Below are 24,188 nucleotides of genomic sequence, written 5' to 3' on the forward strand. Positions count from 1 at the left end.
CCGGTCAGGATCGTCCTTCTCCCCGTCCTGCCGCTGCCGCAAAACGCCATGGACCGATTTAATGCTCTCTCCTGGCCAAAACAAAAAAAAGCCGGTCAAATGACCGGCTTGAGCTTGATTCGAAGGGAAACGTCTACCGCGCCGCGAGACCGCTGCGGCTCCGCGATTGGCATGAGCCGCAGGTTTTTTTGCCTGAATTCCTTGAATTCGAAGGCTTCATCGGCCCCGACGTCGAATAATCGGGAAGTAGGCTGTTTCTGATTCTGACGATCGAACGCTGGAAGGGAGCGCAGCAAAATCATGACAAGAATACCGGAGGATTTCCATGCGAAAATGATTTCCGTGTACGGTACGCGCGCGGAAGAGTGGGTTCGCTCGCTGCCGGATCTGATCGCGAAGAGCGAGGCGCAGTTCGGCATTAAGGCCGAGGCGCCGTTTGACAATTTGTCGTATAACTATATCGCGCACGGCATGAACGGCGAGGGAAAACCGATCGTGCTCAAGCTAGCGTTCGAGAAAGACGAGCTTGCGAGAGAGATGCGAACCTTGTCCGCTTTCGCGGAAAGAGGAGCCGTTCAAGTATTGGAACGGAACGACGAGCTCGGCGCTGCCGTGCTCGAACGCGCAATTCCGGGAACCCCCTTGTCCGCCGTCAGGGACGACAACGCGGCGACGGCGATTTTCTGCGAGGCGTTCGCGCGTCTTCGCAGGCCGTTCGTCGGCGAGGAAGCGGACTTCCGCACGCTGCGCCGATGGTTCGAAGCTTTCGTCCGATATCGCAGCCGCTTCGGGACGGAAGGTCCGCTTCCCGAGCATTGGATGGTTCGGGCCGAAGCGACGCTTGAGGAACTGCTCGGGACGACCGCCGAAACGGTGCTCCTTCACGGCGATCTGCATCATGAGAATATATTGCGGTACGGGGACGGCGGCTGGGCGGTCATCGATCCGAAAGGCATGATCGGCGATATTTATTTCGAAACGCTACAGTACCTGCTGAATTACGTCGATCGGGACGGCGATTGCGATACGGTTCTGAGCCGCCGCGTGGCGATCATGTCGGATCGGCTCGGCCTTGATCGCGGCCGCATCGCGCGTTGGGGCATTGCCCGCGGCGTGCTTGAAGCCTGCTGGGCCATCGAGGATGGCGCGGACTGGAAGAAAGGCATCGGCATCTCGGAGCGCTTCATGAAGCTGCTGAACGAAGCGTGAACGACGAGCCGCTGCCGCGTTCGCGGCCGCGGCTAGCGGCGATGCAGCCATAAAAACGCACTGTCGGGATCGCAGACAGTGCGTTTTCGGGCTTTTACAACTTGGCGAAATAATGACCTTGCTCCAGATCGGCGAGCAGTCCGGGTTGGACGGGCTTCCAGCCGAGCAGGGCCTTCGTCTCTTCGCTCGATCTCGCCAAGTCCAGCGACGCGACCATGCCGACGAATCCGTAGATCGCCTGCGCCTCTTCGCGCGAGATGCCGACGACCGGCACGCTCGCGTGGCGGCCGATGACGCCGGCAATGTCGCGGAACGGAATGCCCGCTTCGGCCACGCCGTCCAGTCGCGCGCCCGCGGGCGCGGCTTCTACGGCGAGGCGGAACAGTACCGCCGCATCCAAGCGATGAATCGCCGGCCAACGGTTGGCGCCGTCCCCAACATAAGCCGATGCGCCTCTTTCCCGGGCGATCCGGATGAATTGCGGCACGAAGCCCTTGTCTCCTTCTCCGTGCACGGAAGGCGCAAGCGAGACCACCGATACCTTTACGCCTTGTTCGATGTGCGCGAAAGCCGCATCCTCCGATGCTTTGCCGTTCGCATGAGCGGTGATCACGAGCGGTTTACCGGAACCCGCAAGCCCCTCTCCCATCGCTTCGATGGCCCGAAGATCGGTTGCGAGCGAAACGTCGAAATGAGCGAAATCGTGATTAAACGCCAGATGAATGACGCCGTCAGAAGCAGCTGCGCAGCCGCGCAATAGATCCAGATCCTCGATAACGCCGCGGACCGCCTCGGCTCCCAAGCTTTCCAATACATGCCCCCCCTGCTCCGAACGGGTCAGTCCGACGACCCGATGACCCGCTCCGATGAGCTCGGAGACAACCGCCTTACCAATATAACCCGTAGCGCCTGTAACGAAAATACGCATAATCATTTACGCCTCCTTAAGCATTTGACGAAGAGATGACTCCAGTCTAAACTATGAAGTGAACTCTAAGGCAAGCGTTCGGAGGCATAATTTCAGATGAAAATTCAAGAATTAGCGGACTTGATGGGTTTGACCCCTCACGCCATCCGTTTTTATGAGAAGGAAGGCTTGCTTGACGGCAGGCATATTCGGCGGGAGAAGAACAAGTACCGCAACTACGCGGACGAAGCCGTCGATCGGTTGAGGCTGATCAAGAAATTTCAAGGCATCGGCTGCTCCTTGGCCGAGCTGAAGACGATTTTGCGGGATCACGATGCGAACGCGCGCTCGAACCAAGAAGTCATCGAATGGATTCTGCGGAAGATCGGGGAAATCGAGCGCAAGAAGGACGAATACGACCATATGCTGGTAACGCTGAATTGGATGCTGACGTACAGGCAGCTCCTGAATGAAGATCCGCAGCAGGCCGAGGCTATGATGGCGGAATTACGCCTTAAAATGAACCTCTAGCCTAAAACGTGGCGAAAGCAAGTCATCCAAGCTTTGTAAAAAACAGAGCGCCCTCAAGAAAACTTCAAATGGGCTAACCGCTCTTCCAACATCGCGCGCAGCTCGTCCGGGATCCGCTCGAACGCGACCCCTTTTCCCAAAAACAGAAGCCAGTCCGCATAATACGCCAAGGCGTCGGCATCCGTCACGTCCAGTTGGACGTTGAACATCCCGCTCGACTGAAACATTCCGGTAAAGGACAAGATAATTCCCGGCGGGTGCATGCGCTTAAAGCGCTGAATGCCGGTCGCATCCAGCTTCACCACGAGATTGGACTGACGGGCACCCAGTCGTTTTTTGCTTACGATCTCTTGCTCGGACCATTTCATCTCCCGCTCGGAAATCGCCGAATCCCGCAGCTGCGCAACCGGCAAATAACGAAACGCGTCCAATTCGAAATCATACACCTCGACCAACCACTGCGCGTTCGAGTTGAAAATATGCAGCACATACACGTCCAGCAACTGCGGCCAGCCCGGATTCGGCTCATATGTCACGCGCAAATGCTTATCCCGCACGGCAAGCGAAATCAACTGGTTCAACTCTGCGGGCGCGGCGTCGTCAAGCTCCAAAAGATTCGGATTCGCGGGATTCGTATTTTCGAACAGCAAAATATTGTTCAGCTCGATCAGCTCGTCCTGCTGGGTTTGCGACGCGATGCCGATCAGTTTTTCCGTGATGGAACGGCGATTTTGCAAATAAGGCAGCTGCGAATTCTTCGAGGCCATGAAGCTGATAAAAATCGCCTTCAGCTCATCCGGCGTGAAGCGCGCGGCGGGCAGATACTGATTTTGCAGGACGGAGTAGCCGCCGCCGCGCCCAAGCTCGCTCGTCAGCGGGAAGCCCATCGCCTGAATCTCGTTAATGTCGCGGATCGCCGTCGCGCGGGATATCTTGAACTCCCGTTGAATCTCGGCGATCGTAAAATGCGCGCGGTTATTGATATAGCGCATGATCAGGTTCACTCGTTCGGTTTTATTCATGATTTTATTGTATCAAAAACGTAGCTAAAAAAAATGGCCCTGCTATCGGATGATCCTTTTGGACTGGAAACCGAATCGAAATCTATCCGCTTAAAGTAAATAAACCTTACCTTTTTTGACGTTCAAGAAAGAGTATCAATTTTTGATACATTCAGCTACTAGAATCGGTCTTGTAGAACATACCCCCTACAAGGAGCGATTAAAATGACGAATCACGCAATCAAAACCATCGAGGAAAACTACAAAATGACGGCTTTCGGCGTTACGTTCGAAGACTTCAACGACTGGGCCGGCAACGCGGCAAAAACGGCGGCGAAAAAAGCGGAAATCACGGAAAACGGCAAGCTAGCCGAACTGCTCGCGCTCGCGGACGGGCAAGAATATCAAATCAACTACGTCCTGGGCGGCAAAGGCTGGCGCGGCTTCGGCGTGATGGGCGAATTCGACGCGGAAGGCGCGGTCGTCCTCGATTTCCTCGCCGGCGACTACATCGTCGTGCCTGGCACGGGCGCCGACAAAGACCGGCTTGCCGACGAAATCACCGGCAAAGTATTCGGCGGCCTGCTGCAAGAAATCACGGACTACAAATACGTAGGCCCGGGCAACTTCACCTTCGTCAAAGCAGCAGAAAACGGCGACTACTACGGCGAAATGTGGCTTCGCGCCCAAAAAGCCGAAGGCTGATCACGGTTGATTAATCTGGATAAAGGAGTGATGACATGACGGAATACACGCTCGAGCACAAAAAATCATTCACCTTGACCGCTTATGGGTTTTCGATCCAATCGAATTTCCAAGACATGCCGGCCATGCAAAAGGAAAAAGCCGAGTTCTGGGGCAAGCTCAAGGCGGACGGGCGTTTCGAAAAGCTCAAAAGCACCGCGAAAGACGATCGCGAATGGTCGGTCAACGAGGTGTATCAAGGCAAACCGTGGAATTATTTCGCGGTGGAAGCCGGCAAAACGGTGGCTGACGCCACGCGCATCATCGAGTTTCCGGAGAGCGAGTATATCGTGGTCGCCGGTAACGGCGAGAAGGAAACGTTGTTTGACGAGCTGACGTACCGCGCGTTTAGCGATGTCTTGGCCCGCGTCACCGATTATGCGTACATCGGCGGTCCAAACGCGACGTATCGCAAAGATAACGGCGACGGTACGTTCTACGGCGAATTTTGGGTGCCCGTGGTTAAAAAATAAGCGCACCGATAGCTAAACGATAGAGACGACCAACTCGGTCGTCTCTACTTGTTTAGCTTTCCTTGCGTGCAAGAAGAATGAGATTGACGTTAGCTATCGCGCGTATCCCTGCGTTTCAAGGACGGCTCTGTCAATCGAGGCCGGACTTTCCAGCCGCTCAGTTATCGGACAGCACGATTTCCCATTCGTGAATCGCGTAGCCGCGCGCGCCGAGCCTGACGTACGGATCCTGCTTGACCAGATCCTCCACCTCTTCGAGCGAGGAGCCGCGGTAGATGACCAGTCCGCCGGCGCCGTCGACGAAGCGGCCGTTGGCGTGAAGCCTGCCCGCCGCGCGGTTGTCGGCCAGGAATTGCAGGTGCTCCGCACGGTAGTTGACGCTCTTCTCCGGATCCAGCATCGGCAGGAAGACGGCGAAATGCTTGCGCTCGCCCGCCTCCCGGCGTTTCCGGTCCTCCGTCGCCTGGTACTTGTACATGCCGGACATATCCATGTCGCCGTAGCCTTCAAGCACGGCTTGATTGATCAGCGCCTGAGCCCGCTTGCCGGCGTTCAGCCGCACCTGGGACGCCGTTCCCATCTCCGCGGCCAGATTCATGTCCTTGGCCAGCAGCTTCAAGGCGAAGCCCGGCTCGAAGGAATCCTTGGCGATAAATTGCGTATAATGCCGCTCCATGATTTTGCTTTGGGCAAAGCTGTTGTTCAGGATGCCGAACAGCTTGCCGGAATCGAGCCCCGCCTCCCGCGCCAGCGCGTACGCTTCGCCGACCGCGAGCGTATGAATGCCGACCATCAGCTGGTTGATCAGCTTGACCGCGGAGCCGCTCCCCGCATCGCCGACATAGCTGATCGACTTGCCGAACGCCTCGAGCACGCCGTGCACGCGGTGGAACGCCTCCTCGCGGCCGCCGACCATCACGCTCAGCGTTCCCGCTTCCGCGCCGGTCGTGCCGCCGCTGACCGGCGCATCCAAGAAGTCGATGCCGGCCTCGGAGGCCTGAGCGTAAAGCTTGCGGCTCAGCTCCGGCGAGACGGTGCTGCAATCGATCAGCACAAGACCTTCATGAGCGTTCGCGATCAAGCCCTCCGCGCCGGCATAGACGCCCTCGACGTCCGCCGGCAGCGGGAGGCAGGTCAAGACGACGTCCATCCGCGCGGCCAGCCCGGCCAGCGACAATCCCGTGCGGCCACCCTTGGCGGCGAACGCCTGCTCCTTGCCCTGGCTGCGATTCTTCCCATAGACCTCGAAGCCCGCTTTCATTAAATTAAGCGCCATTGGAAATCCCATGTTGCCCAGACCGACAAATCCGACTTTCATTCGATATCCCTCCTGTTTATGGTGTCAAGCGGCTCATCTTACGGCGAGTGGACGGTTACCCCTGCGCCGGCTTCAGTGCTGGATCGCTTCCTGCTTGCGCTTGCGAATCTCGCTCGGCGGCACGCCGACCTTTTTGCGGAACACCTTGCTGAACTATTTTTCGTCCGGGTAGCCGCACTTCTCGGCGATGCGTCCGACATTGGAGATGTCCGGCACCTTGGAACAGCCGATGCCTTGCTCGACCTAGCGAACGACGTAGTCCAGAATGCCCTGCGCGTTGTTGTCCAGCTCCTGCCGAATCTCCTCGGGACTCCAGTCGGGATGGGGCTCCGCCGGGATAACCAGCAGGTCGGCAAGCCGGTCGGCGAGCAGTTCCCGATTCCTGGGAGACTGATCGTGCACGAGCGCTTCGAAGCCGGACCAGAACCGCTCTGCCGTTACTTCGCTTCCGGGAAGCGCTTTAGCATTCACGAATTCGTAAAGCTCCGCAACCACCTGCAGGTGATTCACTTTGACATAACGCAATCGCTTCTCCTCCTTCGGTATTGCCGCGGGCCGAGTCAGCTCGTACTCATTCGTTCATTATAATGAACATCGTTTAATATTATGCAATCCATTCCGAGTGTACACCTCTTGCCCCGTACGGTCAAGACTCGGCGAGTACCTCCTGGGTGGGCCGTTTTCTTGGTTTGCCTTGCCGCCCCCATTTGACGCCGCTCCCGGCCGATCGTAGCAGCAGCGGGGATGGAGCGGCTGCAAAGGGTCAGCCGGGACCGCAGCGAGACCTACGCCGCCGGCTCCGCGCTCGGCCGGTTCGGCAGCGGATTCTTCCGCCAATACGATCCGATCGAAGAATTCCGGCGGGTGAAGCGAAGAAGCGATCGAGGCGCCCGCCGGCACGGACACGAAGCGGCGCCCGAATGGGCAAGATATAAAAAAATAAAAGCCTGATTTCTCAGGCTTTTACGCTTACTCGCCATTCGGAAACGGCAGTACCCCTCGATACATGCGCAGCGTGCCTTGATAGGCCCGTTTCATTCGCCCCGCCTGTTCCTCGGGAAATTCATTCGGGTTGCCGATCGCTTCATGCAACGGCACGATGCGGCACATGGGCTTGCCGTTCTTATTGATGCATACCCAGGTCGGGATGCCTTCTACGCCGGCAAGCCGGACCTGGCCGTTCGTCTTACGCAGCTTCAGCCGGACGATCATACCGGTCAGCGCCGCGTCTTTGCCGTGCAGCCGGGTCGAGATAAAGTTGCCGAGCGAATAGATGGCGAACCGTTTTCTCGTTCGCCCCGAGACGTCCTTCACGGTTCGCGTGACTGCCGGCTGGAGGACATGCGGATGCGACCCCAGCACGACGTCCGCGCCGTTCCGGAAGAAGAATTGAACCCACTTCTTCTGGTGGACGGCCGGGCTATGTTCGTACTCGAGCCCGCAATGCATGCTCACGATAATGAAATCCGCGGCTGCCCGCAGCCGCTGCATATCGCGCTTGATCCGCGCGCGCGCGAGCTTTTGAACGCCTGCCGGCTGGCTCTTCGGTACCGCGATGCCGTTCGTATCCCGCGTATACGACAATATTCCGATACGGACGCCGTCGACAACCCGTACGCAGAGCGACCGCGATTCCTCCGCGGTCCGGTAGGTGCCCACGTGGCCGAGGCCGTTCTTGTCGAGCACGTCGAGCGTCCGCTTGAGTCCGCGAATCCCGTAATCCGCGCAATGGTTGTTGGCTGTCGTGACCACGTCGAAGCCGGCCGCCGACAGCGCCGGCGCGAAAGCGTCAGGGCTCTTGAACAACGGGTTTCGGTTCTTCGGATTGCGCCGCGTCGTTCTAAAGTCCGCATCCTGGCCGCCGGCGAAGGTCGTTTCCAGGTTGCCGATCGTCAAATGCGCGTCCCGCAAATAACGGGCAACGGGTTCGAACATCTGCTCGAACGCGTAGTTTGTCCCGCATGGATCGTCTGCGCCGGCCGCTTGCCCCCGAGCACGGAGCAATCTAATAATCAGCGGCTTCATCAACAGATCGCCGACCGCCGCGATTACAATTGGTTTCGACATTCCATCTTCCCCCGATAATTGGCAGCATCCCATACACCACCATATGCCATCGAAGCGGAATTGGTTTGCGGACCGGCAGCGCCGTTCCCTGCGAACAAATTGGCTAAGCATGGGCATGCGTACTGTCAAGCGGCCATTCACCTACGTAGGATAAGATGCATTGGAATGTAAAATCACGTGCTGCTATCGGCACGAGGAGCGATGAGATGGATTCGATAGGAAATACAAGATGCATGAGGCAACCGCCGCAGTCCCCCCCGCCCGCATTCATCCCGCCGAAACCCGCCGTCTCGTATATCATCGACTGCTTTCATCAATTCACTTATGTATGGCTCCGTACCGGCGATAACTTCTGGTTCTATCCGACGTCCGTCGACTCGGACGGCGTCGCGGGGTTTAGATGGAACGGATCCTACTGGTACTTCTACGGCATCGATCCGCGCTTCATCGATGCCGTCTCGTGTCCGCCGTTTCCTACTTTGTTCTGATACCAAAGACGCAATGCGGGAACTTCTTATGGCAGCGACGAACACCAAAGATGCCCGTCAAAAAAGGTGTCCCCCGGGCGGGGGTGCACCTTTTCGTCATGCTCCGCGCAACGTGCGATTCCTCGACCCATTCAGCGGAGCGCTTCTTCCCTTCGATCCGTCGCCGGCGGCGGGTCGATCGAAAGCTTGGAAATTTCGCGGCGCCATTCCGCCGTCATGGGTATTTGCAGCGCCGCGAGGGAAGGTTCCAGCTGTTCCATGCTGCGCGCGCCGATGATCGGCGCCGTAACCGCCGGATGCGACATGACCCAGGCGACGGCAAGCGACGCCGGATGCAGACCTTGTCCTCGCGCATAGTCGCTGAACCGTTCCGCGATTCGGTAATATTCGCTGTCGCCGTACCGCAGGCCGTACATCTTTTGTTCGACGAGCCGGCCTTGAACCGCCGCATCGCCGGCTCCGTACTTGCCGGTCAGCAAGCCGCCTCCGAGCGGGCTGTACGGAATCGCTCCGATTTGCTCGGATTCCGCCATCGGCAGGATTTCGACTTCCGCCTGTCGCTTGACCAAGTTATACATCGGTTGGACGCATTCGAATCGAGCCAGGCTTTCTTTGGCGGAAATGCCGAGCGCCTTGGCGATTTGCCATGCCGCCCAATTGCTGACGGCGGGATACAGAATTTTCCCTTGCGCCTGAAGATCGTCCAGCGCCCGGAGCGTTTCCTCCATGGCTGTCGCCGAATCGAAATGATGGACGAAGTACAGTTCCAGTCGGTCCGTGTTCAATCGCTTCAAACTCCGTTCGACCTCCAGCATGATATGCCGGCGGGACAGTCCCTTGGCGTTCACGCCTTTCCCCGTCGGCATGCATACCTTGGACGTGATGACCACTTCATCCCGGATGCCGGCAATCAATTTGCCGAGAATTTCTTCCGAACGGCCTTCGTTGTATACATTCGCGGTGTCGAAGAAATTGATGCCCGTCTCCAGGCACCGCCGAAACATGGCTGCCGAGGTTTGCTCGTCGGCGTTGCCGCCGAAGGACATCGTGCCGAAACAAAGGCTCGACACGTGAATGCCTGTTTTTCCAAGCGTTCTGTATTCCATTCCCTACACCTCCGCGTTCGTAAATCGTTCATCCGCCGATTATTAGTCGACGGCTATTCGGCGAATCTCGGCAAGCGTTGTCTCGTCCAAGGCCACGTCTACGGCCGGCAGTACGCCCAAGATATGGCTCGGCTTCCGAACGCCGACGATCGCGCTGGTCAACGCCGGGTGGGCCAGATCATAGGCGACGGCAAGCTGCGGCAAGGTGATGCGATAGCGGTCGGCGATCCGTTTCAGCTTCTCGATGCGATCTACGTTCTTCCTGAGGCCTTCCCCGGTATGCGCGGCGCTGCGGGAACGCCAATCCCCTTCCGGGAACGCGGTTTCGTACGTATAATTGCCGGACAAGAGACCCGAGGTCAAGGGGCTGTACGCCACGACGCCGATCCCGTGCTTGTAACAAAACGGCAGAATCTCCTTCTCGACGGCAGGCCTCAAGATGGAATAGGGCGGCTGCAGAGCATCGACATGCCTGACGGAAAGCGAAGCTTCCAACAAAGGAACGTTGTAATTGCTGACGCCTACGTATCGGACTTTGCCGTCCCGTACCAGCTTGTCCATGGCGCGCATGGTCTCTTCCGCGGGGGCGTTCGCATCCGTGTCCGGCCAATGCATTTGATACAAATCGATGTAGTCGGTTCCCAGGCGGCGCAGCGACGCTTCCGCTTCGCGGAGGATGGAGTCGTAGGTTCCGTTCTTGGAGATGGCGTGGTTCGCATCCCAGACGAGCCCGCATTTGGTGGCCAGCACGACTTTATCGCGGTCGCCCTTTAACGCTTTCCCGATGACTTCCTCCGAATGGCCCAGTCCGTAAACGGCCGCGGTATCGAAGAAATTAATGCCGTTGTCCAAGGCGGCGCGCACGCTTTCCGCCGAAAGCCCGTCGTCCTGATTGCCCCAAGCGCTGGCCCAGCCGGCTCCCCCGATGGCCCAGGATCCGAAGCCGATGACGGATATATCAGGGCCGTTCTTGCCGAGTTTGCGATATTTCATAGGTTGCCTTCCTCCTCTTTTCAAGCGAAATTCAAAGCGCGCGATTAAAATACTCCGCCCGTTTCAAAAAAATTTGATCGACGCGTTCGACGATTTTTCCGTTTCGTTCGGATGCTTGTTTGACCTCGTTCCATTCCGCGTCCTGAATGAACGCTTCCCACTGTCTTACCCGTTCTTCCATGCTTTCGTATCTCATCACGTAATAAAGCTTGGGCTCGTCCTCCATGTCCTCCCAAAAGTCGCACACCTGCATGCCCAATCGTTCGAAAATACGAAACGTGTGATCCGAGAAGCGCTGCCGGATGTCATCGAGTTTCCCGGGAAACATCGTGTAAATCCGCAATTCATAGATCATTCGTCAACCATCTCCAATCTTTGGATAGTTCGATTATAGAGAATGGATCCTGCCATGAGAAGAAGTGAAAATTTTTATATCTAGTTACTTCAGGCGAACTAACGGAAGCGATCGTGGGGGCAACGCGAACCGCATCGAAGTCTACGGGGCATGTCGGTTTACTGGCGGTCCATGCCTGATCCCGCACGCCGCGGAGGGGTTCGGTTCTTCATGAAAGAGGCAGCCGAGCATCCGCTCGCCTGCCTATTCGCGCTTTAATCACTAACTTGTTAGTTATTATTAGTCAAACGTAAAATCGCTATTCCTTAGTGCCTCAAATGCCCATGCCGCCGGAAACTTCGATGCGCTGCGCGTTCACCCAACGGTTCTCTTCGGAGACGAGCGACGCGATCATCATGCCTAAGTCATCCGGCAAGCCCGGGCGGCCGAGCGCGGTCATGTCCGACACCATTTTGTTCATTTGCGGGTTATCCCGCACCATGCCCCCGCTGAAGTCGGTCTGCACGGCGCCGGGCGCAACGACGTTGACTTTGATGCGGCGCGCGCCGAGCTCCTTCGCTTGGTATTTCGTCAAGACTTCGATGGCGCCCTTCACGGCGGCATACGGCGCGCTGCCGACGATGATCCGGGTCAAGCCGGTCGATATGTTCACGATGTCGCCGCCGTCGTTGATCAGCGGCAGCAATTTCTGCGTGAGGAAGAACGCGCCTTTGAGGTGCACGCGATACAAGGCATCCAATTCTTCCTCCGTCGTCGAAGCGAACGAGCCGTGATGCGAAGTGCCCGCATTGTTCACCAAAATATCGAAACGTTCCTGTCCCCAAGAGGCCAATACGTCCTTCACGCTCGTCACGAAGGCGTCGAATCCAGCGGTCGTGCTTACGTCCAGCTTCAATGCAGCCGCTCTTTGGCCGGACTCCCTGACGAGCGACGCGACGTTCTCCGCTTCCTCGCCGTTGGCGTGATAGGTGAATATCGAATCGATGCCGCGTTGGGCCAGCGCAAGCACGGTGCTGCGTCCGATCCCTCTGCTGCCGCCGGTTACGATCGCGATTTTGGACATGGAATCATTCCTTCTTTCGTAAGAGTTGTCCGGCCGTCCCGGCGACCGGTTGGTTATACTATATTATTAACTAACCAGTTAGTCAATAATAAATCGATGTCAATCCTGCCCATTCGTTCGACCGAAACCATGGCGCGTGCCAACGTGAACCTTCGAGTAACGGCCATCCCCTTTCGGGAATGGTTAAAAGCGGCGCCATGCTGGAACAATACATGATAAAAAAACCGGCCGAAGCGCTTCTTGCCGCTCCGGCCGGTGCCTTCGGCGCCGATCTGCCGTTCGTTGAACAAAGGCAGCCGATCGTTGGGGCGGGCTGTCCGTTGCTTGTTATCGACGGGTACCCGTCTCATGAAGACACGACGACCAAGTCGGCGAATGCCGCGAACACCCGGTTCTACGCGCGCAAGCCCGGGAAATGCAGCCAGGCGTCGGTTAACGGAGCCTTCCAGTCCGATGCGCGGTCCACGTGGTCCACCCTGAAGTAGCAGCTGTACCGAATATTCGGCGAACGGTTGTACGCGGCGCTGTGCAGCAGCATGTAGTTCGCGACGATCAAATCCCCGGGTTTGCCCTTCACCTGCACGGGCTCCCCGTAATCGATGCCCGACGATTGGTACTCCTTCACGAACTTCTCTTCGGTGACCAGCACCTCGGGCCCATGCAGCCGAAAATACCGTTCATGCTGCAGATGGCTCCCCGGCCATGCCGCGAAATTCCCCGCGCCTTCCGACGTCTGGTCGCTTAGAATCACCCCGACCAGCGCCGTGAAGCTCTCGACCTTGCCTTCATGCGCCCGCAGCATGCCGTCCATGTGGCCGCTATGAACCGTTTCGCGTTGTTCGCGGCTCGGGAAATTGAGGGCCACCTGGCCGCGCTTCACGGGATGGAACGCGTTTTCGCCAAGCAGGGACTCCAGGATGCCGAAGGCCTGCGTCCGATTAATCAAATCGGTGATCGCCTGACTGGTCTCCAACGCCTTGTCCCCGTTCGCCCTCCCGCCGGCGCTTTCGTTGCCGAGCGCCTGGTTGATCGCCCGCAGCGCGGCATCCGCGTACGGCCGCGCAACGACGTCCGGAATCACGACGAAGCCGTCCCGAAGCAAGCTCTCCCGCTGCGTTTCGTTTAATTTCATCCTCTGTCTCCTTCCGGAAATTCGTCTGCTATTCGGATTTCCGCCTTTATTATAGTCAAGCAGACGGCCCGAAACTAGGTAGGAATGAGACCAAGTTCTATGCTTTCGATACTTTTTGCGATATCCGTACGAGGGAAGAAACAAAAGCCGCCTGCCGGTGCCAGGGTCCGTCCCCTGCGTCCGGTAAGCGGTTTTTTCATTCGGCGGATGAATGCCTGTAATCGGCCGGCGCTTCGACGCGAACCTCACCCCCTTATTGCTTCGTCCTGCGCCTCTGATCCTTCGTGCTTGTATCGCTCAGCCATTCCAGCTCGTTGACATTCGAATCGATCTTCTGCGGCTGCCGGATGCCGTTCTTCGCCCGTTTCCTGACCAATGCCGTTCTCCGCTTGCGATTTGGTTTCACGCTTCCACTCGTCCTTCCGCGTCTTTAATAATCCCAAAAATAAAGTATGCGCAGACGGAGGCGCCGGTCTGGGTTCGTCGGAAAACGTCCGTTGTCGGCGCGTGCCGCTTGTTACCCTTTCGTCATCGGGCTTTTACTGTATTGTATGTAACTTTTGTCCCCTGCGCATGATAGGATCAAGGATATTCTAGCGCAGGCGAAGCAAGGCAAGGTGCAGAACAGCGACATCGTATCCGGAAAAACGAACATCAAAGAAGTTCACAAACTTTGGGGCGCTTCGTGGTTAAACCTGGGCAACGGATACGAACGGGATGCTCTCAGCATGGGCGGAGGCACGTACGATTTCGGGATCGGCAGCAAGACCGGCATCGTATACGATCTTCGTTATTATTATCCGCTACCCGACCCGGATAGAGGTCTCACCCAATTTACGTTCAATGCCGTCATCGCGGCGCTCGGCATGCCGAAAGCAGTCACATGCAACGGAAACGACAAAATCTATACCTACACGGCCGGCCGTCACCAACTGAAATTCGTCGGCTCGAAGACGGCTCCCAATGGCAAATCGTCGTCTATCGCCCACATTAACTTGGACGATTACGTGCCGAACGTCGTCGAGGCGCTGCGCGATCCGGACGATCGCAGGCTGTATGCGCTGGCGTCGTCGTTCAACGCGGGCGGACTGTTCGTAAACAAGTCGCTGTTCGCCGCGGCGGGGGCGGCGGCGCCGACCGAAGCGTCGACCTGGCCGGACGTGATGGCGCTGGCCAAGCGAGTGCGAGCGGCAGCGGGGACGGGCGGATTTTCGGCTTGTCCTTCGACCGCTGGAATGCCGATCCGTTCGCGGACGCCCGGCTTTACGCGATGCTGCTGCAGCTGAAGCTGTTCGACAAACAGGCCTGGACGATGATCGTCGATACGCCGCAATGGAATCGCGTCTGGACGGACGTGGCCGGCCTGTATGCCGGCCGCGTCGTGCCGTCGCAGGAAGACTTGGCGAGCGTCTCGGGCGACGGCGCGGATTTGTTCATGACCGGACGGGTCGCCATGGCGGTCGGCGGATACGAATATTTGAGCGACTTGCTCGCGGCGAAGGCGTACGCGAAGAATCCGAAGCTGCGCGCGCTCGATTGGGAGGTCGTTCCGCTGCCCGCTATCCCCGAGAACCCGGACATCGGCAGCGGCTTGACGCTGAACGGCCTGATGGCGATCGGCGCGAAAGCCCGCAACCCGCGGGATGCGTGGGCGTTCGTCCGCTACAACAACAGCTTGGAGGTGTCGAAGCTCGGCGCGCGAAGCACGTACCGGATGCCGGCCCGCAAGTCGCTGATCAAGCCGCGCGACGGCGCGAGCTACGATCCGGGCGTATTCTACGCGCGCCGTCCCGTTGCGCTGCAGGCGGATTGGTCGGAGCTTTATTGGGCGACGCCGAATTTGGCGCCGGCCTACGAGCTCGGCGGACCGTTGCTGCAGGACGCGATCGGCGGGAAGCGGACGATCGCAGCCGCCCTGGCGGAATGGCAGGCAAGCGGAACCGCGCTGATGAAGCAGATCAAGGCGAATCCGGACGCGTACGCGAACGGCAGCGACTTCGGCGGCGGCTGGGGCGGCTGAGGCTAGCCCCGACCCGTATCGAGATAGACGCCCGCCTCACACGAAGGGAAACCATCCGAGCTGGTTCAGGAGCAACGTTATCAAGGAAAAATCCCGTTTCGGCCGGCAACGAACGGGCATCGAATCGATGCCCTCTCCGTTGCCGGCCGGAGGGGATTTTTCATATCGATCATCCTAAATAGTAATCCTTCTCTTATCCATCCAATTTTTAACACATTGTCGGAATATGTCGTTTCGGCGCAACTCAAGCCCTTTCGCCGCGTACACACTTGCTAGCATGGTCAGAAGAGGAGTGATTTTCATTCGCATCACAACATGGACGGCGCTTACGGCTGCCTTCTTAGTCGTACAGACCGGACTGGGCATCACGGCGACGGCGAATGCCGAAAGCGCCGGGATCGGCAACATGACGAAATATCGCGTCTACCAGAACGACAAAGCGCTGCAAGAGTTTTCATCCGCCGCCGGCGCGATCGCGTACGCACGCTCGTTCGCCTACAGCCACGTCGAGAAGACCGCCGATCGTCTATGGATCTGGGACGATCTTCCCCGCTATAAGGTATACGCGAACGGGATCTCGACGGCGGCTTGCGAGTTCAAGACGCTTGCGGAAGCCCAAGCGTTCGCGGCCAAGCAGCCCTTCGCCCAAATCCGCGACTTGGAGAAGCCAGGCTGGGTATCGGCCGTATATGCCGACTACAGGCTGTATCAGGGCGATCGGACGCTGCCGAATTGGAGCTTCGCTACGCTGGCCGAAGCCAAGAAATCGGCCGCTGCGTACGGCAATGTACATATTATCGAGCTTTCGTCCAACCAATGGGTATGGGACAATCTGTCGGACGCCCAGGAACAGAAGCAGCGGAATCAGACGCCCGTCTATGAAATCCGCGTCAACGGCGGACCGTCCGGCGCGCTCAAGTACGGGTTCCTGCTCGATGCCATCCGGGCTTCCGCGAAGGTGCCGGGCAGTACGGTGTGGAATTCCGCTACGAACGCAGTCGTTTATTCGAATATCCCCGCCTTTACCGTTCTCCAAGACGGGAAGCCGGCGAAGGCGTATTACGGTCTCGCCCAAGCGCTCGCGCTCGCCAAGCAGCTTCCCGGCGCCGTGATCGAAAGCGAAGGCCGCGAATGGTGGACGAACGTGCCTTACTTGACGGTACGGCAATCCGGGAAGGCGCTGCGGTCGTTCCATACGCTCAAGGCCGCTGCCGCATACGCCGCGCGGTTTCGCGATTCGGCCGTCGTCGCGGCCGACGGCCGAACGCTGTGGAGCAACGCGAAGGAGCTCGTCTATATGGGCTGGAACGGGACACAGACGTCGCAAACCGTGCTTTCGCAAGTGCGGCCGACGCAAGGACTCGATTACGATGCGCCGAACTGGTTCGAGTTGGGGGCGGCCGACGGAACGATGATCGATGATTCCGATCCCGGACTGGTCAAGGCGTTAAGAGGAGCCGGGACGAAGCTGACGCCGATCGTCCATAATCAGAACGATAAGACGCTGACCAGCGCGTTTCTCCGCAATCCGGAGGGCCAAAGCCGGTTCATCGCTTCGGTCGTGAAGAGGCTGTCCGCGCTTGGCGCTGCAGGCGTCAATCTCGATTTCGAGATGGTCGACGGAGCCGACAAGATGCTGTACACGTCGTTCGTTCGCGATTTAACCGAGGCCGCGCATCGGAATAAGCTGACGGTATCGATCGACCTGCCGCGCGGGGACGTCAAATGGGACATCTACTCCGCCTACGATCGGCCCAAGCTCGGCGAAATCGTCGATACGGTCGTCATCATGGCTTACGACCAGCATTGGCGCGGCAGCGAGGAAGCCGGCTCGGTCGCCCAACTGCCCTGGGCCGAGCAAGGCATTAAAAACTATTTGGCTTACGGCATCCCGGCAAGCAAGCTGATGCTCGGCATCCCCTTCTACGTCAGAGACTGGACGCTGGATGCGGACGGCAAGCTGTTAAGCAGCAAAGCGATAACCATGGCCGCCCTGCCCGGGCTGATCAGGCGGGAGCATGCCGCGGGCGTTTACGATTCGGCGGCCAAGCAGGTGAAATACGCGTACGAGCAAGACGGCCATCAGCATGTCTTTTGGGCGGAGACGCCGGACACGGTCAAAGCGCGCGTCGACCTCGTCAAGAAATACGGCTTGGCCGGCATCGCGGCCTGGAGACTCGGTTACGAGAGCCCCGAGATGTGGACGATGCTGCTGCGGCAGAAATAGCGTTCCATCATCGACAAAGAAAGGCAGTTCGCCGGAATGGCCGCGTATCGGATACGCGCCGTTCCGGTGAACTGCCTTTTTCATTCTTAGGATGATTCACCTCTCCGGTATTGCGAGGCGGCGTGATCCTTCGGCAGCAGCCGGTTCCCCGCCCCGAAGAGCTTCTCTCGCAGGGTCCCGGGCGCATACCCGGTTTGATAGATTCCCCGGCGCTGAAGTTCGGGAACGACAAGGTCGACGAATTCCCGCAAGCTGCCCGGCGTGATCAGATGGGCAAGGTTGAAGCCGTCCAGCCCCGTCTCCTCCAGCTGCTCCTGCATGCCATCCGCGATATCGGCCGGCGTGCCTACCAGCAATCGCCCCTGCCGGCGGTCCAGCGTTCCGATCCGTTCCATGACTTCCATCACCGTCAGCCGGTTCGGGACGTGTTTCGTATATTGGGCGGCTCTGCTCTGCCCATGATCGGTCGCCTTGTAAGCGAGATATTCATCCGGCGCGTACGCCGACAAATCATAGCCGCTGGAGCCCCCGAATTGGGCAAGCGCCGCCTCCCCGCTCCAAAGGGCGGCATAGTCCTTCAGCTTGTTGTCCGCTTCCGCCCTCGTGTTCCCGACGATCACGTTCAATCCCGTGAACATCTTGATGCGCCGCGGATCCCGGCCCAACCGCTCCGCCTGGTTCCGGATCGCTTCGATATTCGACCTGAGCGAGGCCGCGGAATTGCCTCCGACGAAGACGCATTCCGCGTGCTTGGCCGCGAAGTCGCGACCTCGTTCCGAGCTCCCCGCTTGGTATAGGACCGGCGTGCGCTGCGGCGAAGGCTCGCTTAGATGAGGTCCGGGAACCGTGAAGAACCGGCCTTCGTGATCGATCCGATGGACTTTGTCCGGTTCCGCGTACACGCCGCGGACGACGTCCCGCACCACCGCATCCGCTTCCCAGCTGCCTTCCCAGAGCTTATAGACGACCTCCAAGAACTCGTCGGCCAGTTCGTACCGGTCGTCGTGCTTGATCATCTCGTCCAAGCCATGATTCAACGCGGCATTCGGCAGATACGACGTTACGATATTCCAAGCGATTCTGCCGTTCGTCAGGTGATCCAGCGTCGAGAAGCGCCTGGCGTGCGCATACGGATGCTCGTAGGTCGTCGTAACGGTAACGGCAAACGATAAGTGCTCCGTTACGGCGGCCATCGCCGGCACGATGAGCGCCGGGTCGTTCAGCGGCACCTGCACGGCATCCCGGATGGCGGGATCGCGGCTTTGCTTATAGACGTCGTAGATGCCGACCACGTCCGCTAGGAACAGGGCGTCGAACCTTCCCCGTTCCAGCAGCCTGGCCATCTCCGCCCAATACGCCAGCTCGGTATAGCGGTGCCGCTCGCTGTCCGGATGCTTCCATAAGCCGTGCGAATTGTGCATCGCGCCGTTCATGTCGAACGCATTCATGATGATTCGTTTCCCCATTGCCCGTGCCGCCCTCCTTCGCCTACATGCGATATTCGTGGTAGACCCCGTTCAAAAACCATTTGCCGACATGATGCAGCTTGAGCCGGGCCGGATCGTGAAGGGTATGGATGCGAACGTTGCGCCAATGCCGGTCAAGATTATATTTGCGGTCCATGGAGGACGTGCCGGCGACTTCGAAGAGCGCGTTCGTGATCTCGATGGCCGTTTCCGTCACGAGCCACTTCGCCGAGTCGACGGTCAGCGTCGCCTGTCCGGCCGTTTGCGCGTTCAAGTCGGCTTTCGCCAGGTCGATCGCGCCGGCGGCGCGGTCCAGCAGCGCTTCGGCCGCCTGCAGCCGAATGCCGAGCTCCCCGAAGCGGCGGATCAGATCGGGTTCCTCCGCCGCCGTCGCGACGCCGCTGCCGTAAGCGGGGCGCGTGCGGGTCCGCACGAAAGCCGCGGCGTCCTCCAAAGCCGCGCGCGCGATGCCGATATCGATCGCCGCGTGCATAATCTGACCGAACGCCGAGAAATATTGCGGGCCTTCGAATATTCGCCAATGCGGCAGCACGTGCTTCCCCGGAACCTTCACGTTCCGGAGCACGACGCTTCCGCTCGCGGTCGTTCGCTGGCCGATGCCCGACCAATCGTCAAGCACGGCGACGCCGGCCGCATGCCGCGGCACGAACGCGGTCATCCGCTGCTCCGCCTCGTTCAAGGCGGTGACGGGAATCCAGTGCGCGTAGAGCGCGCCCGTCGAATAAAACTTGCTTCCGTCAAGCACGTAGTCGTCGTCGGTTCCGTCCGATGCGCGAAGAGACGTCGCGATTTTCCTTGCTCCCCTGCCGCGGCTTCGTTCCGCTAATCCGTTGCCGAACTGGGCGCCATTCATCACTTCGCCGAAAAAGAAACGCTTTTGCTGCTCGCTGCCGATCAATGCAATCGTTTTGACGAAAAAATGATGGTTCTGCGGAATCTGGCCAATGGATCCATCGGCGTGCGAGATGAGCTTGAAAATATCCACGAGCGTTCGCGTGCTAATCTCGGGTCCGCCGTAGGCTTTGGGCACGACCAGCCCGAGCAAGCCCAGCTCGGCCAGCCGCCGCATCTCGTTCAGCGGCAGCCGGCGTCCGCGGTCGCGGTCCGACGCGCCCGGCCGAATTTCGTCCGCGAAGATTCGCGCCGCCTCCAGCGCCTCTTCGTCGCTTCGCAAGCGCTGCGCCCGCGGACGCTCGTTAAAGAAAGCAAGCGGCAAGTCCCGCTCCGCATACAGGGAAAGCGGCTCCCGCTGCGGCCGCTCGATCTCGCCGCTTTCCGCGAGCTCCATGGCCTCGCGCTGGAGCGCCTGCGCCTGCGCGGCATCCAACGCAAACTCGCCTTGCAGCCAGCCGCCGGCTTTCAGTTCTTGATGGAGGCGAACGAACCGATGCCATTTCGAATCGGTCACGTCAACGCCGAATTGGCGATGGAGCCGCTCCGAGTACAGGGAACCGATCGCGCGCTCGGGGACCCCGAGCTGCGCGGCCGCCAGCCGGTTCGCTTCTTGCGGATGACGAACCGCCCATTCCGCGGCCAGATGGAGATGACCCAGGATCCGCGCTATCGCTTCCTGCTCCTCCCGAAGCCACCGCGCCGACACGAGCAGCGCCGTAAGTTCCGGGGTGACGGGGCGGACATCTTCCAATTCCCGAACCTCCAGCCATCTCCGGGCTTCGATCGCATCCCCGCGCTCGACGTACACGGCATCCGCTTCGCCCTGCAGCAGGGCTTGAAGCGCTCTTCGCCTCGTACCCCCGCCTTCCTGAACGTTCGCGGCCGATAGCTCCGACAGCGTCGGCCGGCCGGCCGCTATCCCCGCTTGCTGCAGCGCTTCGTCGATCTGCTTGGCGGCCTCCCGCTTTCGCAAGCCGAGCATCGCCGGATCGTCCTCCGCGATCCCGATGACCGCCCCCTTCAGATCCGCCGCGGAACGCAGCGCGGACCCCGAACGCACGAGGATCGCATGCCGCCGCTCCGTTAGCTGAAGACCGATCACCGCGACGCTGTCGCCCGCGGCGAGCCGCCGAAGCGCCCGGACGGGGTCCTCGAACGCGAGAAAATCGTCATGCCCCTGTTTTCGGAGCAGCCGATAAGACCCGGAGTCCCGGGTTACCGCGATTCCGTTTCGGCGAAGATCCATCGGCAGTTCCCCAAGCGCGTACGCAAGCGCCAACCCATGCGGCACGCCGGGCTCTGCGGCAGACAGCGCTTCTAGATTAATCGACATCCTGATCCTCCTGTTAGGTCAAGGTAGTTTGCTTGCGATAAGCCGCTCCCGGATGATCATCCGGCAGTCTGCTGTTCCCTGCGCCGAACAAGCGTTCCCGCAAGGTCGATTCCTCGTATTCCTCCCGGAACACGCCCCTGCGCTGCAGCACGGGCACAACCAGCTCGATGAAATCGCGCAACGTATCGGGAGACAGAATCTGGATGACGTTGAAGCCGTCGATGCCGGTTTCTTCGACCCAGTATTGGATGCGGTCGGCGACCTCCTCCGGCGTCCCGACGACGAACAATCCCCGCCCGCCGAGCGTCCCCAACGTCTCCTTGACTTCGCGAATCGTTTTGGGCCGCGGGCTGTCCTTCGTAAATTGGGCCGCAGCCGTCCGCCCGTGGTCCGTCTCCGCATAGGTCAGCACCTCGTCCGGCGCGTACGCGGACAGATCGTACCCGCTTCCGCCGCCATAATGCGCCAGCACCCCTTCCAGGCTATAGAGCGCTTGGAAGGCCTCGTATTTGCGCCGCGCTTCCTCGCGCGTTCTCCCCACGATCGCAAGCAAGCCCGTCATCAGCTTGATATGCGCCGGATTTCGCCCGATGGCGGCGGCTTGCTTGCGAATGTCGTCCGCGTTGCGCTTCAAGGCTTCCGTGCTCCCGCCTCCGAGGAATACCGCCTCCGCGTGCTTCGCGGCAAACGCGCGCCCCCGCGAAGAGCTGCCGGCCTGGTAGATGACCGGCGTCCGCTGCGCGGAAGGCTCGCTCAAGTGCGGGCCGGCCACCTTAAAGTAACGGCCTTCATGATCAATGAGGCGGACTTTCCCGGGATCCGTGTAGATCCCTTTCCCGACATCGCGAACGACCGCATCGTCTTCCCAGCTGCCTTCCCACAGCTTATAGGAGACATCCAGGAATTCGTCCGCGATCTCATAGCGCTCGTCGTGCGCGATCATGCGGTTCAGACCGAAGTTTCGGGCCGCGCTCGGCAAGTAAGACGTGACGACGTTCCACGCCACTCGTCCTTGGGTCAGATGGTCGAGCGTCGACATGCGTCTCGCGTGCGCGTAGGGCTTCTCGTACGTCGTGGAGAACGTGACGGCGAAGGCAAGGTGCCGCGTCGCGAGCGCCATCGGCGGAACGACGAGCAGCGGATCGTTGCAAGGAATCTGCACCGCTTCGCGAATGGCCGTCTCCGGCCCTTGCTTGTAAACATCGTACACCCCTACGACATCCGCCAAGAAAAGCGCGTCGAACCTTCCCCGTTCGAGCAGCTCCGCGAGCTCCGTCCAATAGCGGATATCGGTGTACCGATGGCGGTTGTTGGCCGGATGACGCCACAGCCCGTGCGCGATATGGCCGACGCAGTTCATCTCGAACGCGTTGAGATGGATCTTTTTAGGCATGTTCGCCCCTCCCTTCTTACAACCGTTTATCCAATCTGCGCACGATGCAGTTGCCGGCAAACTGGAAGACTTGAACGAACAGCACCATGATGATGATCGTCACGAACATCACGTCGGTCTCATAGCGGTAATAGCCGTACCGGATGGCGAAATCCCCGATTCCTCCCCCGCCGACGAGTCCCGCGACCGTCGAATAGGACAAGAAACTGACCGTGACGATCGTAATCGAATTGGCAATCCCGGAGCGGGCTTCCGTGTACAGCACCTTCCAGACGATTTGAAATTTGCTCGCGCCCATCGATTCGGCGGCTTCCACGACGCCGCGGTTGACTTCCAGAAGAATCTGCTCGATGAATCGGGCGAAATACGGGACGGCATTTATGATCATGGGCACGGTCGCGGCCGTCGTCCCGAGCGCCGTACCGACCACGAGGCGGGTAAACGGAATGATCGCGATCATGAGGATCAGGAACGGAAAGGACCGCATGATATTGACGAACCCGTTGAGCACCAAGTAAAACTTCGGCCACTTGAGAAATGAATTCGGCCGGGTCAGGAATAAGATGGTGCCAAGCGGCGTCCCGATCGCAACCGCGATGGGGATCGTCAACACCAGCATATACAACGTCTCCAGCAGCGCCTGAATCAGCTCAGGCCACGCGGTACTGACATGGCTAAGCATAGCTCGCCTCCAATTCCCGCTCCAAGGCGATTTCGTTCTTGAACAGATATTGCGCAATGGGGGATTGCGGCACGATATGCTTCTCGCGCAAATCGAATTTCTCGACGATCCTGCCGTGCTCCATGACGGCGACCTTGTTGCAAATCGCCTTCACCACGTTCATCTCGTGCGTCACGATGACGATGGTGATGCCCAAATTCCGGTTGATTTCCTGAAGCGCGGCCAAGATGCTGCCCGTCGTTTGCGGGTCCACCGAAGAGGTCGGCTCGTCGCACAGCAGAATCTTCGGGTTGCCCGCCAGCGCGCGGGCAATGGCGACCCGCTGCTTCTGCCCGCCGCTTAATTTGGCCGGATACGCCTTCGCCTTGTCGGACAAGCCGACCATCTCCAGGCAGCTCTCGATGCGCTGCCTGCGTTCGGCCCGGGGAACCTTGGCGATTTCGAGCGGGAAGCTGACGTTATCGTAGACGTTGCGGTTATTCAGCAGATTGAAATGCTGAAAGATCATGCCGATCGCCAGCCTTCTCTTCCGGAGCTCGCGCAGCGGCAGCGCGGTGAGCTCTTCGCCGTCGACGTGCACGGTCCCTTCGTCCGGCCGTTCCAGCAGATTGATCGTGCGCAGCAGCGTCGATTTGCCGGCTCCGCTGAAGCCGATCAGCCCGTAAATATCGCCTTGCTCCACGGTCAGCGAAGCGGAGGATACCGCGTGAAGCGGTCCCCCCGCCGTCGCGAACGTCTTGCTGATTTTGTTCAGGGTAATCATGA

General features: G+C 59.2%; 26 protein-coding genes and 2 pseudogenes. 9 read left to right on the top strand and 19 right to left on the bottom strand.

The genetic code is table 11. The features are described 5' to 3' along the window. Positions 1-95: 95 nt before the first annotated feature. On the bottom strand, positions 96-302 hold the full coding sequence (locus tag BMZ79_RS34750; protein ID WP_090643211.1) for a hypothetical protein: 207 nt from the start codon (positions 300-302) through the stop codon (positions 96-98). Between BMZ79_RS34750 and BMZ79_RS20680 the strand changes: the two genes are divergently transcribed. After that, entirely contained in the window at positions 301-1,209 is a 909-nt protein-coding gene (locus BMZ79_RS20680) for an aminoglycoside phosphotransferase family protein (protein ID WP_090643215.1), read from the top strand. The genes BMZ79_RS34750 and BMZ79_RS20680 overlap by 2 nt on opposite strands. A gap of 94 nt (positions 1,210-1,303) precedes the next feature. Here the strand turns inward: BMZ79_RS20680 and BMZ79_RS20685 are convergent, their stop codons facing one another. After that, on the bottom strand, positions 1,304-2,137 hold the full coding sequence (locus BMZ79_RS20685; protein ID WP_090643603.1) for an SDR family oxidoreductase: 834 nt from the start codon (positions 2,135-2,137) through the stop codon (positions 1,304-1,306). Between the two features lie 96 nt (positions 2,138-2,233). Here BMZ79_RS20685 and BMZ79_RS20690 point away from each other — a divergent pair, with 96 nt between their 5' ends. After that, entirely contained in the window at positions 2,234-2,647 is a 414-nt protein-coding gene (locus BMZ79_RS20690) for a MerR family transcriptional regulator (RefSeq protein ID WP_090643218.1), read from the top strand. 53 nt (positions 2,648-2,700) lie between these two features. Here the strand turns inward: BMZ79_RS20690 and BMZ79_RS20695 are convergent, their stop codons facing one another. Further along, a complete protein-coding gene (locus tag BMZ79_RS20695; RefSeq protein WP_256252919.1) occupies positions 2,701-3,669 on the bottom strand; it encodes a helix-turn-helix transcriptional regulator in 969 nt (322 codons plus the stop codon). Between the two features lie 204 nt (positions 3,670-3,873). Here BMZ79_RS20695 and BMZ79_RS20700 point away from each other — a divergent pair, with 204 nt between their 5' ends. Continuing rightward, positions 3,874-4,353: a hypothetical protein gene (locus BMZ79_RS20700; RefSeq protein ID WP_090643223.1), complete on the top strand. Its 480-nt coding sequence runs from the start codon at positions 3,874-3,876 to the stop codon at positions 4,351-4,353. 35 nt (positions 4,354-4,388) lie between these two features. After that, positions 4,389-4,865 (top strand): GyrI-like domain-containing protein, encoded by a 477-nt coding sequence (locus BMZ79_RS20705; RefSeq protein WP_090643227.1) that lies wholly within the window; start codon positions 4,389-4,391, stop codon positions 4,863-4,865. A gap of 157 nt (positions 4,866-5,022) precedes the next feature. Here BMZ79_RS20705 and BMZ79_RS35515 read toward each other — a convergent pair whose 3' ends face one another. From BMZ79_RS35515 to BMZ79_RS34360, 3 genes and pseudogenes are all read right to left on the bottom strand, one after another. Then, complete coding sequence (locus BMZ79_RS35515) at positions 5,023-5,358, bottom strand: YciI family protein (protein ID WP_371263767.1); 336 nt, start codon at positions 5,356-5,358, stop codon at positions 5,023-5,025. Further along, a pseudogene (locus tag BMZ79_RS20710) lies at positions 5,344-6,186 on the bottom strand (NAD(P)-dependent oxidoreductase); the annotation flags it as partial. The gene BMZ79_RS35515 and the pseudogene BMZ79_RS20710, both read right to left, overlap by 15 nt. A gap of 174 nt (positions 6,187-6,360) precedes the next feature. Continuing rightward, positions 6,361-6,693 (bottom strand): annotated as a pseudogene (locus tag BMZ79_RS34360) (malate synthase G); the annotation flags it as partial. Positions 6,694-6,927: 234 nt separating this feature from the next. Between BMZ79_RS34360 and BMZ79_RS35195 the strand changes: the two are divergent. Next, complete coding sequence (locus tag BMZ79_RS35195) at positions 6,928-7,134, top strand: hypothetical protein (RefSeq protein WP_090643232.1); 207 nt, start codon at positions 6,928-6,930, stop codon at positions 7,132-7,134. An 18-nt stretch (positions 7,135-7,152) separates the two neighbouring features. Here BMZ79_RS35195 and BMZ79_RS20725 read toward each other — a convergent pair whose 3' ends face one another. Continuing rightward, on the bottom strand, positions 7,153-8,250 hold the full coding sequence (locus tag BMZ79_RS20725) for a CapA family protein (RefSeq protein ID WP_177222241.1): 1,098 nt from the start codon (positions 8,248-8,250) through the stop codon (positions 7,153-7,155). Positions 8,251-8,483: 233 nt separating this feature from the next. On the opposite strand from BMZ79_RS20725, the gene BMZ79_RS20730 reads away from it, so the two are divergent. Next, entirely contained in the window at positions 8,484-8,738 is a 255-nt protein-coding gene (locus BMZ79_RS20730) for a transporter (RefSeq protein ID WP_090643236.1), read from the top strand. A gap of 131 nt (positions 8,739-8,869) precedes the next feature. Here the strand turns inward: BMZ79_RS20730 and BMZ79_RS20735 are convergent, their stop codons facing one another. From BMZ79_RS20735 to BMZ79_RS34365, 7 genes are all read right to left on the bottom strand, one after another. After that, a complete protein-coding gene (locus tag BMZ79_RS20735) occupies positions 8,870-9,844 on the bottom strand; it encodes an aldo/keto reductase (RefSeq protein WP_090643238.1) in 975 nt (324 codons plus the stop codon). A gap of 42 nt (positions 9,845-9,886) precedes the next feature. After that, entirely contained in the window at positions 9,887-10,837 is a 951-nt protein-coding gene (locus BMZ79_RS20740; protein ID WP_090643241.1) for an aldo/keto reductase, read from the bottom strand. A 31-nt stretch (positions 10,838-10,868) separates the two neighbouring features. Next, complete coding sequence (locus BMZ79_RS20745) at positions 10,869-11,192, bottom strand: NIPSNAP family protein (protein WP_090643243.1); 324 nt, start codon at positions 11,190-11,192, stop codon at positions 10,869-10,871. Between the two features lie 313 nt (positions 11,193-11,505). Next, positions 11,506-12,255, bottom strand: coding sequence for an SDR family NAD(P)-dependent oxidoreductase (locus tag BMZ79_RS20750; RefSeq protein ID WP_090643246.1), 750 nt, complete (start codon positions 12,253-12,255; stop codon positions 11,506-11,508). A 53-nt stretch (positions 12,256-12,308) separates the two neighbouring features. Then, positions 12,309-12,605 carry a hypothetical protein gene (locus BMZ79_RS34755; RefSeq protein WP_218154742.1) on the bottom strand — a complete coding sequence of 99 codons (297 nt, stop codon included), beginning with the start codon at positions 12,603-12,605 and terminating at the stop codon, positions 12,309-12,311. A gap of 44 nt (positions 12,606-12,649) precedes the next feature. Beyond that, positions 12,650-13,387, bottom strand: a complete 738-nt coding sequence (locus tag BMZ79_RS20760) for a phytanoyl-CoA dioxygenase family protein (protein ID WP_090643251.1) — start codon at positions 13,385-13,387, stop codon at positions 12,650-12,652. 253 nt (positions 13,388-13,640) lie between these two features. Then, on the bottom strand, positions 13,641-13,793 hold the full coding sequence (locus BMZ79_RS34365; RefSeq protein WP_177222242.1) for a hypothetical protein: 153 nt from the start codon (positions 13,791-13,793) through the stop codon (positions 13,641-13,643). 154 nt (positions 13,794-13,947) lie between these two features. Between BMZ79_RS34365 and BMZ79_RS35605 the strand changes: the two genes are divergently transcribed. The 3 genes from BMZ79_RS35605 (at position 13,948) to BMZ79_RS20775 (ending at position 17,634) form a co-directional block, all read left to right on the top strand. Further along, a complete protein-coding gene (locus tag BMZ79_RS35605; protein ID WP_090643255.1) occupies positions 13,948-14,673 on the top strand; it encodes a DUF4309 domain-containing protein in 726 nt (241 codons plus the stop codon). Further along, positions 14,604-15,407: an extracellular solute-binding protein gene (locus BMZ79_RS35610; protein WP_090643258.1), complete on the top strand. Its 804-nt coding sequence runs from the start codon at positions 14,604-14,606 to the stop codon at positions 15,405-15,407. Before BMZ79_RS35605 ends, BMZ79_RS35610 begins: the two co-directional genes overlap by 70 nt. A gap of 277 nt (positions 15,408-15,684) precedes the next feature. Beyond that, a complete protein-coding gene (locus tag BMZ79_RS20775) occupies positions 15,685-17,634 on the top strand; it encodes a glycosyl hydrolase family 18 protein (RefSeq protein ID WP_090643260.1) in 1,950 nt (649 codons plus the stop codon). Positions 17,635-17,720: 86 nt separating this feature from the next. Here the strand turns inward: BMZ79_RS20775 and BMZ79_RS20780 are convergent, their stop codons facing one another. The 5 genes from BMZ79_RS20780 to BMZ79_RS20800 are packed head-to-tail and all read right to left on the bottom strand — an operon-like array spanning position 17,721 to position 24,186. Next, entirely contained in the window at positions 17,721-19,100 is a 1,380-nt protein-coding gene (locus BMZ79_RS20780; protein ID WP_090643263.1) for an LLM class flavin-dependent oxidoreductase, read from the bottom strand. Between the two features lie 22 nt (positions 19,101-19,122). Then, on the bottom strand, positions 19,123-21,348 hold the full coding sequence (locus BMZ79_RS20785) for an SfnB family sulfur acquisition oxidoreductase (RefSeq protein WP_090643265.1): 2,226 nt from the start codon (positions 21,346-21,348) through the stop codon (positions 19,123-19,125). A 13-nt stretch (positions 21,349-21,361) separates the two neighbouring features. Continuing rightward, entirely contained in the window at positions 21,362-22,741 is a 1,380-nt protein-coding gene (locus BMZ79_RS20790; RefSeq protein ID WP_090643268.1) for an LLM class flavin-dependent oxidoreductase, read from the bottom strand. A gap of 16 nt (positions 22,742-22,757) precedes the next feature. Further along, entirely contained in the window at positions 22,758-23,423 is a 666-nt protein-coding gene (locus tag BMZ79_RS20795; protein WP_090643270.1) for a methionine ABC transporter permease, read from the bottom strand. After that, entirely contained in the window at positions 23,416-24,186 is a 771-nt protein-coding gene (locus tag BMZ79_RS20800) for a methionine ABC transporter ATP-binding protein (protein ID WP_090643273.1), read from the bottom strand. Before BMZ79_RS20800 ends, BMZ79_RS20795 begins: the two co-directional genes overlap by 8 nt. Between the last annotated feature and the right edge of the window lie 2 nt (positions 24,187-24,188).

It is taken from the genome of Paenibacillus sp. UNC496MF (assembly GCF_900113915.1).
Lineage (GTDB): Bacteria > Bacillota > Bacilli > Paenibacillales > Paenibacillaceae > Paenibacillus_Z > Paenibacillus_Z artemisiicola.